Raw genomic sequence first — 15,562 nt, 5'->3', positions numbered from 1 at the left:
TTTTGGTGCCAAATAGTGAGGAGGCTTATTCGTCGCCATCCTCTGGCTTGTCGTCTTCGGCAGGGGGAGCAGCGGCGGCCATTGCGGCAGCCATGGCTTCCTCGCTGGTGGGCGCGTCAGCTGCGACATCATCGACATCAGCAGTTGCTGCATCGACAGGATCGCGTGCCAGTTCCGCCTCGTGCTGTTCGGCAGCGGAATCGGCCGCGACGACTGCCGCTTCCTTTTCAGCCTGTTCAGCCGCTTCAGCCGCTTCGATGGCATCCTGCGCCTTCTTGTACTGCGCCCGCAGCGCCGCATCACGCGACGAGGCCGTCACGCGCATACGGTTCATGCCAGCACCGGTACCAGCCGGAATGAGTCGACCCACGATGACGTTCTCCTTGAGACCGACCAGCGTGTCCTTCTTTCCTTCGACCGCGGCCTGCGTCAGCACGCGCGTTGTTTCCTGGAACGAAGCGGCGGAGATGAACGAGCGCGTCTGCAGCGAGGCCTTGGTGATGCCCAGCAGGATTGGCTTGCCAACGGCAGGCTTCTTGCTGCGCGTCAGCTTGCCATTCACCTCGTTCATTTCTTCCTGATCGACCTGTTCGCCCGGCAACAGGGTAGTGTCCCCGCCATCGGTGATCTCGACCTTCTGCAGCATCTGACGAACGATCGTCTCGATGTGCTTGTCGTTGATCCGCACGCCCTGAAGTCGATAGACTTCCTGGATTTCGGTCACGAGATATTCGGCCAGAGCCTCAATCCCCAGAACTTCCAGGATGTCATGCGGGTTCGGCGAGCCGGAGATGAGCGTATCGCCCTTCTTGACAAAGTCGCCTTCCTGCACGTCGATGACCTTGGTCTTGGGCACCAGATACTCAACTGGTTCACCCTCTTCCGGGACAATCGCGATCTTGCGCTTCGCCTTGTAGTCGCGGATGAATTCCATCCGGCCACTGATCTTGGCGATCACGGCAGCGTCCTTGGGGATACGTGCTTCGAACAGCTCGGCAACACGCGGCAGACCACCGGTGATGTCACGAGTCTTTGCGGCTTCACGCGAAGCACGGGCAAGGATGTCACCTGCCTGCACTTCCTGACCGTCTTCGACCGAAAGCGTGGTGCCCGGTGCCAGCATGTAACGCTGAGCCTCGGTTTCCTCGTCCTTCTTCGACTTGCCCTTGCCCTGCGCATCGTCCTCGCCAAGCAGGGTCATGCGCGGACGCAGGTCTTCCTTCTTGGCGCGGCCCGTGGTGCGCAGTTCGGTGACAACGCGCTGGGCGATGCCGGTGGCTTCGTCGACACGCTCTTCCAGCGTCTTGCCTTCGACAAGATCCTGATAGCGCACGACACCGGCCTGCTCGGTGATGATCGGCAGGGTGAACGGATCCCATTCAGCCAGGCGATCGCCTTCCTTCACCTTCGCACCGTCTTCGAACATCAGCATGGTACCGTAAGGCACGCGGTGGATCGCACGTTCGCGGCCCTCCGCATCGACCACGATCATCTCGCCGTTGCGGGCGAGCGAGAGGCGACGGCCCTTCTTGTCGGTGATGGTCGGCATGTCGCGGTAGACGACCTTACCGTCCGAGATCGACTCGAGGTGCGAAGTTTCGTTGACCTGCGCCGCGCCGCCGATGTGGAACGTCCGCATCGTAAGCTGGGTGCCCGGCTCACCGATCGACTGCGCGGCAATAACGCCGACAGCTTCACCGATGTTGACCGGCGTACCGCGCGCAAGATCACGGCCATAGCAAGTTCCGCAAACGCCCTGTTCGGCTTCGCAGACCAGCGGAGAGCGGATCTTGGCAACCTGCACTTCAGCGTCTTCGATAGCCTGCGCCATTGGCTCGTCCACCATGACGCCAGCCTTGACGATCACTTCGTCAGTCGCGGCATCGATGATGTCTTCGGCAATGGTACGGCCAAGGATACGCTCGCCGAGCGAGGCGATAACACTGCCGCCCTGCACGATGGCACGCATTTCCAGCGCATTGCTGGTCTTGCAATTTTCTTCAACGATCACGCAGTCCTGCGACACGTCGACCAGACGGCGGGTCAGGTAACCCGAGTTCGCCGTCTTGAGCGCGGTGTCGGCCAGACCCTTACGGGCGCCGTGGGTGGAGTTGAAGTATTCAAGAACGGTCAGACCTTCCTTGAAGTTCGAGATGATCGGGGTTTCGATGATCTCGCCCGACGGCTTGGCCATGAGGCCACGCATACCGGCAAGCTGTTTCATCTGCGCGGGGCTACCACGTGCGCCCGAGTGGCTCATCATGTAGATCGAGTTGACCTGTGCCTCGCGCCCGTCCTTGTCCTTGGGCGTGGCCTTGATCTCTTCCATCATGGCGGCCGCAACCTGGTCGCCGCAACGGCTCCAGGCGTCGATCACCTTGTTGTACTTTTCCTGCTGGGTGATGAAACCATCCTGGTACTGCTGCTCGTAATCGGCAACCAGCGCCTTGGTTTCCTCGATCATGCCTTCCTTGGTGTCGGGAATGATCATGTCGTCCTTGCCGAAGCTGATGCCAGCCTTGAACGCGTGGCGGAAGCCCAGCGTCATGATGGCATCGGCAAACAGCACCGTGTCCTTCTGACCGGTATGACGATAGACCTGATCGATCACGTTCTCGATGTCCTTCTTGGTCAACAGCTTGTTGACCACCTCGAAAGGCACCTTGTGATTCTTCGGCAGGCATTCGGCGATCAACATGCGGCCCGGCGTTGTTTCGACGCGCTGCATGTAGGTCTTGCCCGCTTCATCTGTCTGCGGAACGCGGGTGGTGATCTTCGAGTGATAGGTCACGGCACCAACGTGCAATGCCTGGTGCACCTCATCGATATCGCCCAGCACCTTGCCTTCGCCCGGCTCGCCTTCGCGGTCCATCGAAAGGTAGTACAGGCCCAGCACCATGTCCTGCGAAGGCACGATGATCGGCTTGCCATTGGCAGGCGAGAGGATGTTGTTGGTCGACATCATCAGCACGCGCGCTTCGAGCTGGGCTTCCAGCGAAAGCGGTACGTGGACAGCCATCTGGTCACCGTCGAAGTCGGCGTTGAAAGCCGAACACACCAGCGGGTGAAGCTGGATCGCCTTGCCTTCGATCAGCACAGGCTCGAACGCCTGGATGCCGAGACGGTGAAGCGTCGGGGCGCGGTTGAGCATGACGGGGTGTTCACGGATCACCTCGTCGAGGATGTCCCACACTTCCTTGCGCTCTTTCTCGACCCACTTCTTCGCCTGCTTCAAGGTCATCGACAGACCCTTCGCATCGAGGCGCGCGTAGATGAACGGCTTGAACAGTTCGAGCGCCATCTTCTTGGGCAGGCCGCACTGGTGCAGCTTGAGTTCCGGACCCGTCACGATGACCGAACGGCCCGAATAGTCGACGCGCTTGCCCAGAAGGTTCTGGCGGAAGCGACCCTGCTTGCCCTTGAGCATGTCGGACAGCGACTTCAGCGGACGCTTGTTGGCACCCGTGATCACGCGGCCACGGCGGCCGTTGTCGAACAATGCGTCGACCGATTCCTGCAACATGCGCTTTTCGTTACGCACGATGATATCGGGCGCGCGCAGTTCCATCAGGCGCTTGAGGCGGTTGTTACGGTTGATGACGCGGCGATAGAGATCGTTGAGATCGGACGTCGCGAAACGGCCGCCATCCAATGGCACCAGCGGGCGCAATTCGGGCGGGATGACCGGCACGACTTCGAGGATCATCCATTCGGGACGGTTGCCCGAATCGATGAAGCTTTCGACGACCTTGAGGCGCTTGATGATCTTGGCGGGCTTGAGCTTGGACTTTGTGGTCTCCAGCTCTTCCAGCAGGTCGGCCTTTTCCTGTTCCAGGTCGAGGTCCATCAGCATCATCTTGACCGCTTCGGCACCGATGCTGGCGGTGAAGGCGTCTTCGCCATACTCGTCCTGAGCATCGAGCAGCTCGTCCTCGGTCAGCAGCTGGAACTTCTCCAGCGGCGTGAGACCCGGCTCGGTGACGATGTAGCTTTCGAAATAGAGCACGCGCTCAAGCTGCTTGAGCTGCATGTCGAGCAGCAGGCCGATGCGCGAAGGCAGCGACTTCAGGAACCAGATGTGCGCAACCGGCGCGGCCAGTTCGATGTGGCCCATCCGCTCACGGCGCACCTTGGTGACGGTGACTTCGACGCCGCACTTTTCGCAGACGACGCCCTTGTACTTCATGCGCTTGTACTTGCCGCACAGGCATTCGTAATCCTTCACCGGACCGAAAATGCGCGCACAGAACAACCCGTCACGCTCGGGCTTGAACGTGCGGTAGTTGATCGTTTCCGGCTTCTTGATTTCGCCGAAGGACCAGCTGCGGATGCGCTCTGGCGAGGCAAGACCGATCTGGATCTGGTCGAAAGTCTCCGGCTTGGAGAGCTGGTTGGTGAATTTGGTCAGTTCGTTCATTTTTCGAATTCCCTTTGGGGGATAAACAGGGGTTGGAGGGGAGGCGACCCGGCCCTTTCAGGCCCGGGGCCGCCGACCCCTGTTATTCAGCAGCAATCTGGCCGAAGCCGTCTTCGCCTTCTTCGCCATCATTCAGCGAAGTCAGTTCGACGTTGAGGCCCAGCGAGCGCATTTCCTTGACGAGCACGTTGAAGCTCTCCGGAATGCCCGCTTCGAAGGTGTCGTCACCCTTGACGATCGCTTCGTAGACCTTGGTACGGCCGACCACGTCATCGGACTTCACCGTCAGCATTTCCTGCAAGGTGTAGGCCGCGCCGTAGGCCTGCAGCGCCCAGACTTCCATTTCGCCGAAACGCTGTCCGCCGAACTGCGCCTTACCGCCCAGCGGCTGCTGGGTTACGAGCGAGTACGGGCCGATCGAACGCGCGTGGATCTTGTCGTCCACAAGGTGGTGCAGCTTGAGCATGTAGATGATGCCCACTGTCACCTTGCGGTCGAACGCCTCGCCGGTGCGACCGTCATACAGCGTGGACTGGCCCGAAGAATCGTAGCCTGCCTTGATCAGCATGTCAGTGACATCGCCTTCGTTGGCGCCGTCGAACACCGGAGTGCCCATCGGAACGCCGTTGCGCAGGTTCTCGGCCAGCTCGACCACTTCTTCGGTCGTGCGGCTGTTGATGTCATCGTGGTACTGCTCGCCGTAAACGTCCTTCAGCTTCTCGACGACGGCTGCCGGTGGCTTGACCGAGGCGTAGTCGCTGGCGGCATCGGGATTGGCTGCACGCCATTCATCGAGCTGTTCGGCGATCTGCATTCCCAGTCCGCGCGCGGCGAAACCGAGGTGCGTTTCGAAGATCTGCCCGACGTTCATGCGCGAAGGCACGCCCAGCGGGTTGAGCACGATGTCGACCGGCGTTCCGTCTTCGAGGAACGGCATGTCTTCTTCGGGCAGGATGCGCGAAATCACACCCTTGTTACCGTGACGGCCGGCCATCTTGTCGCCCGGCTGCAGCTTGCGCTTCACCGCGACGAAGACCTTGACCATCTTGAGCACGCCCGGAGCCAGCTCATCGCCGCGTTCGAGCTTTTCCTTACGGTCGTCGAACTTGTCCTTGATGGCCTTTACAGCCTCGTCATACTGGCCCTTCACAGCTTCGAGCTGGGCCTGCATGTTGTCGTCGGCAACGGCGAACTTGAACCATTCGTGCTTGTCGACACCGTCCAGCAAATCACCGTCGATCTTGGTGCCCTTCTTGACGCCCTTGGGCGCGGCAGAAGCGGTCTGGCCGTCGAGCATTTCGCGCAGACGGTTGTAGGTCGCACGGTTGAGGATGGCGCGTTCGTCCTCGCTATCCTTCTTGAGGCGTTCGATTTCCTCGTTCTGGATGGCACGCGTACGATCGTCGATCTCGATACCGTGGCGGTTGAAGACGCGGACTTCGACAACCGTTCCGGCAACGCCCGGCGGCAGGCGGAGCGAGGTGTCGCGCACATCGCTGGCCTTTTCACCGAAGATGGCGCGCAGAAGCTTTTCTTCCGGCGTCATCGGGCTTTCGCCCTTGGGCGTGATCTTGCCCGCCAGGATATCGCCCGGATGCACTTCGGCACCGATGTAGACGATGCCCGCTTCGTCGAGGTTGCGCAGAGCTTCCTCGCCGACATTGGGAATGTCGCGGGTGATGTCTTCGGGGCCAAGCTTCGTATCGCGAGCCATGACTTCGAATTCCTCGATATGGATCGAGGTGAAGACGTCGTCCTTCACGATACGCTCGGAGATGAGGATACTATCCTCGTAGTTGTAGCCGTTCCACGGCATGAAGGCGACGAGGCTGTTGCGGCCCAGTGCCAGCTCGCCCAGATCGGTCGAGGGGCCATCGGCAATGATGTCGCCCTGTGCAACCGTGTCACCCACCTTCACCAGCGGACGCTGGTTGACGCAGGTATTCTGGTTGGAACGCTGGAACTTCTGCAGGCTATAGATGTCGACGCCGGGGTTGGTGGTGTCCACCTCGCCCGAAGCGCGGATCACGATGCGGGTAGCGTCGACCTGGTCGACCACGCCGCCGCGCGTCGCGCCGATCGCGGCGCCCGAATCGCGTGCCACGGTCTCTTCCATGCCGGTGCCGACCCAGGGCGCTTCCGCCTTCACGAGCGGCACAGCCTGGCGCTGCATGTTCGATCCCATCAGTGCGCGGTTGGCGTCATCGTTTTCCAGGAACGGAATGAGCGATGCGGCGACCGAGACGAGCTGCTTGGGCGAAACGTCCATCAGCGTGACCTGCTCGTTCGGGCTCATCACGAACTCGCCGCTCTGGCGGGCCGAGACGAGCTCTTCCACGAACTTGCCGTCTTTGTCGGTTTCAGCCGAAGCCTGTGCAACCGTGTGCTTCTGCTCTTCCATGGCGGAGAGGTAGTTCACTTCGGTCGAAACCTTGCCGTCCTTTACGGTACGATAGGGCGTTTCGATGAAGCCGTACTTGTTCACCCGCGCAAAGGTGCTGAGCGAGTTGATCAGGCCGATGTTCGGGCCTTCAGGCGTTTCAATCGGACAGATACGACCATAGTGCGTCGGGTGAACGTCGCGCACTTCGAAACCGGCACGTTCACGCGTCAGGCCACCCGGGCCGAGTGCGGACACGCGGCGCTTGTGGGTGACTTCGGACAGCGGGTTGGTCTGATCCATGAACTGCGACAGCTGCGAAGAGCCGAAGAATTCACGCACTGCAGCCACGGCAGGCTTGGCGTTGATGAGGTCGTTCGGCATCACGGTGGACACGTCCACGCTGCTCATCCGCTCCTTCACCGCACGCTCCATGCGCAGCAGGCCAACGCGGTACTGGTTTTCCAGCAGTTCGCCCACCGAACGCACGCGGCGGTTGCCGAGGTTGTCGATGTCGTCGACTTCGCCCTTGCCGTCCTTCAGGTCGACAAGTTCCTTCACCACCGCGAGGATATCTTCCTTGCGCAGCGTGGTGACGGTGTCTTCGGCGTCGAGGTCGAGACGCATGTTGAGCTTCACGCGGCCAACGGCGGAAAGGTCGTAACGCTCGGAATCGAAGAACAGGCCTTCGAACAGCGCTTCGGCAGTTTCCTTGGTCGGCGGTTCGCCCGGACGCATGACCTTGTAGATCGCCTCGAGGCCTTCCTCGCGGTTTTCGGCCTTGTCCACGTCCATGGTATTGCGGATCCACGGACCGGTGGTGACGTGGTCGATATCGAGCAGATCGAGCTGGTCGATCCCGGCAGCATCGAGCTTCTCGAGATTTTCCGGCGATACTTCTTCACCGGCTTCGATGTAAATACGGCCGGTCTTCTCGTCGATCAGGTCGACGCTGGCGTAGCGGCCGAAGATTTCCTCGGTCGGGATCAGCAGGGTCTTGAGACCATCCTTTTCGGCCTTGTTGGCAGCGCGCGGGCTGACCTTCTGGCCGGACGGGAACACTTCTTCGCCGGTCTTGGCATCGACCAGCGCGAAGGCGGGCTTGGCACCGCGCCACTGTTCGGCAACGAAGGGGATCTGCCAGCCTTCACCGGCCTTGCCCGACGAACGCTTCCAGGTGACCTTGTCATAGAAGTGATCGAGGATGCCTTCGCTATCGAGGCCCAGCGCGTACAGCAACGCGGTGACCGGCAGCTTGCGCTTGCGGTCGATACGCACGTTGACAACGTCCTTGGCGTCGAATTCGAAATCGAGCCACGAACCACGGTAGGGAATGACGCGGGCAGCGAAGAGGAACTTGCCCGAAGAGTGGGTCTTGCCGCGGTCATGGTCGAACAGCACACCGGGCGAACGGTGCATCTGCGAGACGATCACACGCTCGGTGCCGTTGATGATGAAAGTGCCGTTGCCCGTCATCAGGGGCATGTCGCCCATGTACACGTCCTGCTCCTTGATATCGAGCACGGAGCGGGTTTCGGTTTCCTGGTCGACCTCGAACACGATGAGGCGCAGAGTCACCTTCATGGGGGCCGCATAGGTGATGCCGCGCTGGCGGCATTCGGTGGTGTCGTATTTCGGCGGCTCAAGCTCGTAATTCACGAAGTCCAGCTCGGCTGTGCCGGCGAAGTCGCGGATCGGGAAAACGCTGCGGAGCGTCTTTTCAAGCCCGGAAACATAGTCGATCGAAGGATCGGAGCGGAGGAACTGCTCGTAGCTTTCGCGCTGCACCTCGATCAGGTTCGGCATCTGCACGGCTTCGTGGATGTCGCCGAAAATCTTGCGGATGCGCTTGGACTTGCTGCCGGTTTGCTCGGGAGCTTTCGCTTTGGTCGCCATAATGGGGCCGGTGCCTCTTCTTCGCGTGTCGCACCGACGCGAAATCCGCGCCGGCATCAGGAAAATTCATGTCGGGCGGGGAAAGTCGTGAGACGCGCGAAAGGCCGCAAGAGGACGCGCACCATGCGGCACCGCCTTCGCAGCCTTGATCAATAATCGTCTCACGGAAAGCCGAAACTTCCTTCCTGGGTCATGCCCCCGCGTAAGGCACACCTTGCTCGAAGCTCTTCGGCTGGAGAAGGCATATAGGAGGAGGAAGGCGGGTGGTCAATGGGAGTCTATCGCGGTTTGACTGCTGGACAGCGACCCCGATCACAGGCAGTTTTCCACCCATTGGAGAACTTTGCCCATGCGCCTGATTTTTGCCGTCCTTCTCACGCTTGCTGTTGCAGTCCCGGCGCACGCTCAGGAGGATTACGAGGACCTTCTCGTACTTCATGAGGAATTGCGCGAATACATGGTCCCTGGCTTCACCAATGCTGTGGTGCTCGATTCGGGTGCACGGATTGGAGAAGCCTATGCCAATATGCTGATGGTGGAAAAGCTCGCCGGGCTGGAGGATTTCGAGGCACGGCTGGGGGCTATGGAAGTCGAAAGCTGGCCGCGAAGCGAGCAGGTCGATTTCCTCACCGTACGTGCCCTGCTGAACGGGTATCGCTTCAATCTCGAAGTGTTACGCCCCTGGAAGCGCGATCCGGGCTTTTACCTTGATCCGCTGATGCGCGTGGCCTTCAGCGATGTGCCCGCGAGCGGCGATGATCTGGCCGCCCTGCGCAGCCAGCTGGCCGCCGTCCCTCCGATGCTTGCCGGAGCGCGTGCGACCCTGACCGAAGTCGCGGGCGATTATGCCGATCTAGCGATTTACAACCTGGAAAACAGCGACGGGGTCAATCACTACCATCCCTATCGCGAAGTGCCGCCACCCGGCATCATCGGCTGGTATGACGACTTGCTGGCCCGCGCCCGTGCCGATCACCCGGAATTGCTTGCCGAGGTTGAGGAGGCCCGCGCCGCAGTGATCGCATTTCGCGACTGGCTGCAGGAAGAGCGTCCGCTAATGGATGCGCACGCAGGTGTCGGCGCGCAGCGGTATGACTGGTTTATCCGCCATGTCCGCATGATCCCGCTATCATCTGACGACATGCTGGTGCTGTCCGAGCGCGAGCATGAACGCATGACTGCCGCGCTTGCCTTGCTGCGTCACCGCAACCGCGATCAGCCTGAAATCGCGCTGTCGCAAAGCGCAGAGGAACAGCGCGCCAAAATCGCTGCAACCGACGCCATCGTCCGCGACTTCCTGGTTCGCGAAGATTTCATCACCATTCCCGACTTCGTCGGAGAGCTGGGCGCCAACACGCCATATATCGAGCGATCCACCGGCCCCAATTTCTGGGAACAGATCCAGTTCAGGGACCCGATACCCGATCATGTTCACGCGGTCATCCCCGGCCACCGGTTCGATGCGGTGCTGGCAGCGCGGGACGAGCGTCCGATCCGTGGCCGTTATTCCGAAGGCTCCCGCGCGGAAGGCTGGGCGACCTATCTCGAAGAGGCCATCATGCTGGCAGGCGGCACCGTGCATTCTCCGCGAGCTGACGAATATATGCAGTTGTTCGGCATTTTTCGCGCCGCGCGAGTTCCTGCCGACGTAAACATGCAACGCAATGTCTGGAGCGTGCAGGAGGCAGTCGATTTCATGCGGGAGCAGACCCCTTGGCTCGACGATGACGTGGCGCGCGTGGATGCGGAAATCTACCTGCGCCGCCCGCCCGGCTACGGCGTGGCATACACCATCGGCAAATTGCAGATGGACGCGCTGCTCGCCGATCGCGCTCAGCAATTGGGCGATGATTTCTCGCTCCGCGAATTCCATGACGAATTCATGGCGGCGGGCCGACTGCCGATAGCCCTGATACGCTATGAAATGACGGGCGAAGCCGATGAAGTCGCACAATTCTGGGAAACGCCGCCGATCCCGCCTTTCGACTGATGGATCCCGGCACGGCGCACTTTTTTATGTGTGGAGCTTCGTGCCCAGGTGTTTTCCGTATCCTTCAGGCGCAAGACGTTTTCACAGCCCCTACCTCCTCCGTTCGCAGGAGCGCGTTTCGCCGTCACGACGGGTTGCAGGGATGAATCGCGTAAAACGATAAGTCGCATATCGTTTTTCAATATTATTGATTGACAATAAGAATCGAATCGGTCATATCGAATTTCAATAACACCAATCAAGGAGATCGATAAATGACCCGTTTCGCTTCCAACACCCTCGCCGCTTTCGTGGCTGTCATCATTACTGCCACCAGCCTTTCCGCAATCACCACAGTGCCTGCCGAACCGCAGGTCGCAATCGCCGCTACCACCATACTCGCCTGATCGGGCAGAAGGAGAGACTCATCATGGACAATACCAAGGGGGCAGACCCGCTGCTGCTGGCAGGAAAGGTGCTCACCATCATCATGCAAATCGCCATGGGTATTGGCGCGCTCGCATTGTTGATCGGCATTCCGGCGCTTTTCATCTTCCAATCGGATATTGCCGCAGAGCTGGCGTCCGAAGTGGGCGAGCAGGCGGCGGATTTCCCGCTGCTGACCGTCGCCGCCCTGATGGGCATGGCGGTGATCGCCGTGGGCTTGATTTTCATGTTCTTCGATCGGCTCCGCAAGATCATCGGCACGGTGGGCGAAGGTGACCCCTTTGCACCCGCAAACGCACGGCGGCTCAACGCCATGGCGTGGTTGCTGCTTGGTGTGCAGGTGATCGCTATTCCGATGGCCGGGCTTGGACTGACGCTCGCCAAATGGGCTGACGAGACGGGCCATGAAGGCATCACCATCGACGCCGGACTGGACCTGACCGGCATATTGATGGTGGTCGTCCTGTTCATCCTCGCCCGCGTGTTCCGCATAGGCGCTGCGATGCGCGACGACCTTGAAGGGACCGTGTGATGGGATCCCACACAGAAGGAGGCAATATCGTGGTGAAACTCGACGACCTGCTGCACGAACGCCGCATGACCCTGACCGAACTGGCAGAGCGTGTCGGATTGACACTGGCCAACCTGTCGATCCTCAAGACCGGCAAGGCCAAGGCGATCCGCTTTTCCACGCTGGAGGCAATCTGCCGCGAACTGCAATGCCAGCCGGGCGACCTGCTGGGATACGAGAATGATCAGCATCCCGCATGATCGGCAAACGACGGAGTGATGGGGCCTAAGGTCTACCTTTCGAAAGACGGGAAATCTGCCTAGGATCACATTTTACCGTATATCGATTCAACAATGAGGGAAATTTCATGAAGAAGATTTTGCTGTTCGCCGCTCCGTTCGCTTTCGCACTTACCGCCTGTGATGGCCCCGCCGAAGAAGTCGCCGAGGAAATGGACGACGTCACCGAAGCAGAAGCCGAAGTCATGGACGCCCAGGCCGGTGTCGCTGCCGCCGAAGCCGACCTTGCTGAAGAGCGCGCCGATGTTGCCGAAGAACGCGGCGATGCCGTTGGCCAGGCCGAAGCAGAGCGGCGCGCCGACGAAATGGAAAATCGCGCAGACCAGCTTGAAGACACTGCCGACGACATCTGATCGTCCGAACTCAAGGCGCAAGTTAGGCCGACAAGGCTTGACTCGCCCGCCCAAATCCGTAGAGGCCCGCCACTGACCGGCGGGCCTTTGCTTGCCAGTCATCCGTCCGAGACAGTTGGTGACCGGAATTTGCCGGTCTTAATTTCCAGCCTAGACGGGGACAGAGTTTTCGGCGCCGCCCCCGGGCTGCGCCATTCGCGTGATGTATCGCGCACCTCCTTCCCCATCAACGGACCTTGCTGCGGGGCATGAGCCTCGTGGTGATTAGAGCCGGTCGTGCACGCCCCAGCGGACACGGCCATAGTGAAGGAGTACGGCATGGATCGTTCGCAAAAAACCGAAGCGGTCGCTCAGCTGAACAAGGCTTTCAACGAAGTTGGCGTGGTGGTTGTCACCCGCAACCTCGGCCTGACGGTGGACCAGTCCACCGATCTGCGCGGAAAGATGCGTGATGCAGGAGCTACCTACAAGGTTGCGAAGAACCGTCTCGCCAAGCTCGCCCTGAAAGACACCGATTACGCCGGCATCGAGGAATACCTCACCGGTCCCGTCGGCCTCGCCTGGTCGGAAGACCCGGTCGCGGCCGCCAAGGCAGCAGTCGAATTCTCCAAGAGTAACGACAAGCTGGAAATCGTCGGTGGATCGATGGGCACGCAGGTTCTCGACGATGCAGGTATCAAGTCTTTGGCTTCGATGCCCAGCCTCGACGAACTGCGCGGCACAATCGTTGGCCTTGTCAACGCTCCGGCGACGAAAATCGCCCGCGTTGTCAATGAGCCGGCTGCCAAGCTCGCTCGCGTATTCGGTGCCTATGGCGCCAAGGACGCAGCGTAAGAGACGCTTTTTCGCACAAGAAACGAAACATACTCGGGGCCGAACGGGACAATCCCACGCCCCTTATTTTGGAGTGATACATCATGGCTGATATTGCCAAGCTGGTTGAAGACCTTTCGAAGCTGACCGTTATGGAAGCAGCTGAACTCGCCAAGGCACTGGAAGAAGAGTGGGGCGTTAGCGCCGCTGCTGCAGTTGCTGTTGCTGGCCCCGCCGGTGGCGGTGCTGGTGAAGCTGCCGCTGAAGAGAAGGACGAATTCGACGTCATTCTCACCGGCGATGGTGGCAAGAAGATCCAGGTCATCAAGGAAGTCCGTGCCATCACGGGTCTCGGCCTGACCGAAGCCAAGGGCCTCGTCGAAGGCGCGCCCAAGCCCCTCAAGGAAGGCGTGAACAAGGCAGAAGCCGAAGAAATCAAGGGCAAGATCGAAGCTGCCGGCGGCACCGTCGAGCTTAAGTAAGCCTTTAAGCAAATGTCGTGGGTGTCTTGAAGCGCCTGCGGATAGGAGGGCGGTACCGCAAGGTGCCGCCCTTTTTGCTTTTGTACAGCCTGCGAGCGTTGTGAGCGATCCAATTGCGGACATAAAGTTAGTTGCTACTAAGGTACGATGCATGTCCTAACCAAAGATAATTACGGAGAGGCGACGGAAGCCATTCGCGACATTCTGATGATGTATGTGGACATGGCTGACGCTTATGCTGGATTTGGGCACTCGAGCGATGTTTATGTGCGCTTTGACCGAGTAAAATTTCTCGACGCGCAGGACGATGGTAAAGCGGTTTACGTCGATCTGGAATTATTGCGGGCGGGGTCTGCCATCGCAATTTTATGCTTCTTCTATAACTTGTGGTGCGAAGAGCATTCTCTGTCGGGCTCGCACACAGAGCGCTACGAGGCAGCGATAATGCAAGGGCGGCTTAGTTCATTTCCCGACATTGAATCCGTCGTAAGAGAGGCAATCAGCCGGAAGTACATCCCCTTGGATGATAATTGGTTCGAAGAAGCCGTTGCCCCGATTTACCGCAATCATGTGCTAAGATATTTTAAGTCTCTCGCTCAGAGAGACCGAACGGCGACTTAAATGTCCGCTTACCATTTGAATTTGCGACGTTAGCTCGCCAATCAACTCCGCGTAATGCCTCGCAGGCGCCAGACCATGTCGGGATAATAGTCAAGCACCACCTGGGGAGTATCGAGCGCGATGCGCGCATTCGCCAGGGCATTGGTGGGGTTGCTTCCGGTCTCTGAATCGATCAGCGCAATGGCCGCGCAATAGCGGAAGTACGGCTCGACCTGTTTCGCGTTCGGCGGCTCCATACTGTCCAGCTGCGCCAGCGCGGCGGCGTAGTGAGTTTCCGAACGGAAGCGCGCAGCGAGGAATGCAAATTCCAACGGCGAACCGACGAACATGGGCTGGTCGTCATCCTGCCGGCCGAGCATCTTGAGATAGTCGTCGAGCGCCTCGACATAGCCGCCCATGGCAAATTTAGCCGCAGCAACAATGCGCTCGGCGCGGATATCGTGGAAGTCTTCCTTGCGCGTCTCGTTATAAAGATCGATCAGCCGCAACGCCACTTCGGGATGTGTCTGGGAGAGATGGTGAGCCTGCAGGACGATATACTGGTCACGCTGTGACCGGGCGCGGTCGAGCTTGGCGAAAAACGCCGCCTCGATCTCGTCGTCCCAATCGGTGTTGCGGAACCAGTCGGTCATCAGCGGAAGCCTAAGTCACGCCTTCCGCAACCGCAACCAGCACCGCGCTACAGCTTCAGGTTCATCCGCACGCCGATCATGTCGATGCCGGGATTCTGGTCGCCGTCGAAGATCTGGCCCTGGCTGATGTGCATCCAGTGCGCCTCTGCCGAGACGCGCTCGGTGATGCGGTAGCCGACACCGATCTCGGGTTCGAATAGCACGCGGCTGCCCAGGTCTGTGCGAAAGCCATCTTCAGGGTTCACGCGGAATTCCGGCCCATCATGCACCACTAGGCCGATGCCGGGGCGAACGTAGACGGGGCCCTTGCCAATCGTCCAGGCAACGCCCACGCCTGCAAACGACGTGTCGCCCGATGTGTTGAGCGAGCCGACCACATAGGGCTCGGGCTTGCCGAGAAAGCCCAGCGCTTCGATCCCGCTGAAACGCACGCCAGCGGCAATATCGACGCTGCCGGTCTCGGTCGTCTCGAGCGTAAACGGCGTATCCACCGCATGGGCATAAACCCCGCCGAAAACCTCCTGCGCGGAGGCGGTAGCAGGAAGGGCGATAGTGGCGGCGACGAAGCTCGCCAGAGTAATGAACTTGTGCATGGCAGAAACATTGGCAAACCAAGGCTTTCGCCAAGCTGACCGGCGCCCGGCAGGCGCGTTGCCGCAAGGTCGCAGCCTGCGCGTAATCGTTCAAGCGCCCTTCCCCATCTGTTGCACAAAGACTAACCGGACCGGCTGCACCCCATACC

The 15,562-nt window shown here is 59.9% G+C and carries 12 protein-coding genes; 8 read left to right on the top strand and 4 right to left on the bottom strand.

Going from position 1 to position 15,562, the window contains the following annotated elements:
* Positions 1 to 25: 25 nt before the first annotated feature.
* Both rpoC and rpoB read right to left on the bottom strand, forming a co-directional pair.
* Positions 26 to 4,417 carry a DNA-directed RNA polymerase subunit beta' gene (gene rpoC, locus AAC850_RS10250; RefSeq protein WP_340588657.1) on the bottom strand — a complete coding sequence of 1,464 codons (4,392 nt, stop codon included), beginning with the start codon at positions 4,415 to 4,417 and terminating at the stop codon, positions 26 to 28.
* An 82-nt stretch (positions 4,418 to 4,499) separates the two neighbouring features.
* A complete protein-coding gene (gene rpoB, locus AAC850_RS10245) occupies positions 4,500 to 8,693 on the bottom strand; it encodes a DNA-directed RNA polymerase subunit beta (RefSeq protein WP_340588656.1) in 4,194 nt (1,397 codons plus the stop codon).
* A 349-nt stretch (positions 8,694 to 9,042) separates the two neighbouring features.
* On the opposite strand from rpoB, the gene AAC850_RS10240 reads away from it, so the two are divergent.
* From AAC850_RS10240 to AAC850_RS10205, 8 genes are all read left to right on the top strand, one after another.
* Positions 9,043 to 10,683, top strand: coding sequence for a DUF885 family protein (locus tag AAC850_RS10240; RefSeq protein WP_340588655.1), 1,641 nt, complete (start codon positions 9,043 to 9,045; stop codon positions 10,681 to 10,683).
* 254 nt (positions 10,684 to 10,937) lie between these two features.
* The gene (locus AAC850_RS10235) at positions 10,938 to 11,069 is read left to right on the top strand and encodes a hypothetical protein (RefSeq protein WP_340588654.1); all 132 of its coding nucleotides are present in this window, start codon (positions 10,938 to 10,940) and stop codon (positions 11,067 to 11,069) included.
* A 23-nt stretch (positions 11,070 to 11,092) separates the two neighbouring features.
* Positions 11,093 to 11,641, top strand: a complete 549-nt coding sequence (locus AAC850_RS10230; protein WP_340588653.1) for a DUF2975 domain-containing protein — start codon at positions 11,093 to 11,095, stop codon at positions 11,639 to 11,641.
* Positions 11,641 to 11,880, top strand: a complete 240-nt coding sequence (locus AAC850_RS10225) for a helix-turn-helix domain-containing protein (RefSeq protein ID WP_340588652.1) — start codon at positions 11,641 to 11,643, stop codon at positions 11,878 to 11,880. The genes AAC850_RS10230 and AAC850_RS10225 overlap by 1 nt, the downstream gene beginning before the upstream one ends.
* Positions 11,881 to 11,987: 107 nt before the next feature.
* On the top strand, positions 11,988 to 12,272 hold the full coding sequence (locus tag AAC850_RS10220) for a hypothetical protein (RefSeq protein ID WP_340588651.1): 285 nt from the start codon (positions 11,988 to 11,990) through the stop codon (positions 12,270 to 12,272).
* A 318-nt stretch (positions 12,273 to 12,590) separates the two neighbouring features.
* Positions 12,591 to 13,106 (top strand): 50S ribosomal protein L10, encoded by a 516-nt coding sequence (rplJ, locus tag AAC850_RS10215; RefSeq protein ID WP_340588650.1) that lies wholly within the window; start codon positions 12,591 to 12,593, stop codon positions 13,104 to 13,106.
* Between the two features lie 83 nt (positions 13,107 to 13,189).
* Positions 13,190 to 13,567 carry a 50S ribosomal protein L7/L12 gene (gene rplL / locus AAC850_RS10210; protein WP_197920284.1) on the top strand — a complete coding sequence of 126 codons (378 nt, stop codon included), beginning with the start codon at positions 13,190 to 13,192 and terminating at the stop codon, positions 13,565 to 13,567.
* 147 nt (positions 13,568 to 13,714) lie between these two features.
* Positions 13,715 to 14,188 (top strand): hypothetical protein, encoded by a 474-nt coding sequence (locus AAC850_RS10205; protein WP_340588649.1) that lies wholly within the window; start codon positions 13,715 to 13,717, stop codon positions 14,186 to 14,188.
* A gap of 41 nt (positions 14,189 to 14,229) precedes the next feature.
* On the opposite strand, the gene AAC850_RS10200 is transcribed toward AAC850_RS10205, so the two are convergent.
* A complete protein-coding gene (locus AAC850_RS10200; RefSeq protein ID WP_340588648.1) occupies positions 14,230 to 14,820 on the bottom strand; it encodes a hypothetical protein in 591 nt (196 codons plus the stop codon).
* Positions 14,821 to 14,867: 47 nt separating this feature from the next.
* The gene (locus AAC850_RS10195) at positions 14,868 to 15,413 is read right to left on the bottom strand and encodes an acyloxyacyl hydrolase (protein WP_340588647.1); all 546 of its coding nucleotides are present in this window, start codon (positions 15,411 to 15,413) and stop codon (positions 14,868 to 14,870) included.
* Positions 15,414 to 15,562 lie beyond the last annotated feature (149 nt).

The organism is Erythrobacter alti (genome assembly GCF_037996805.1).
In the GTDB taxonomy this organism is placed as follows: Bacteria; Pseudomonadota; Alphaproteobacteria; order Sphingomonadales; family Sphingomonadaceae; genus Alteraurantiacibacter; species Alteraurantiacibacter alti.
Note: the sequence above shows the minus strand (reverse complement) of the source record. Positions and strands in the feature narration are given on the sequence as shown.

Bases quoted from the DNA above. Each gene is read 5' to 3' on its own strand.
- rpoC (WP_340588657.1), bottom strand. From the start codon at position 4,417: ATGAACGAACTGACCAAATTCACCAACCAGCTCTCCAAGCCGGAGACT.
- rpoB (WP_340588656.1), bottom strand. From the start codon at position 8,693: ATGGCGACCAAAGCGAAAGCTCCCGAGCAAACCGGCAGCAAGTCCAAG.
- AAC850_RS10240 (WP_340588655.1), top strand. From the start codon at position 9,043: ATGCGCCTGATTTTTGCCGTCCTTCTCACGCTTGCTGTTGCAGTCCCG.
- AAC850_RS10235 (WP_340588654.1), top strand. From the start codon at position 10,938: ATGACCCGTTTCGCTTCCAACACCCTCGCCGCTTTCGTGGCTGTCATC.
- AAC850_RS10230 (WP_340588653.1), top strand. From the start codon at position 11,093: ATGGACAATACCAAGGGGGCAGACCCGCTGCTGCTGGCAGGAAAGGTG.
- AAC850_RS10225 (WP_340588652.1), top strand. From the start codon at position 11,641: ATGGGATCCCACACAGAAGGAGGCAATATCGTGGTGAAACTCGACGAC.
- AAC850_RS10220 (WP_340588651.1), top strand. From the start codon at position 11,988: ATGAAGAAGATTTTGCTGTTCGCCGCTCCGTTCGCTTTCGCACTTACC.
- rplJ (WP_340588650.1), top strand. From the start codon at position 12,591: ATGGATCGTTCGCAAAAAACCGAAGCGGTCGCTCAGCTGAACAAGGCT.
- rplL (WP_197920284.1), top strand. From the start codon at position 13,190: ATGGCTGATATTGCCAAGCTGGTTGAAGACCTTTCGAAGCTGACCGTT.
- AAC850_RS10205 (WP_340588649.1), top strand. From the start codon at position 13,715: ATGCATGTCCTAACCAAAGATAATTACGGAGAGGCGACGGAAGCCATT.
- AAC850_RS10200 (WP_340588648.1), bottom strand. From the start codon at position 14,820: ATGACCGACTGGTTCCGCAACACCGATTGGGACGACGAGATCGAGGCG.
- AAC850_RS10195 (WP_340588647.1), bottom strand. From the start codon at position 15,413: ATGCACAAGTTCATTACTCTGGCGAGCTTCGTCGCCGCCACTATCGCC.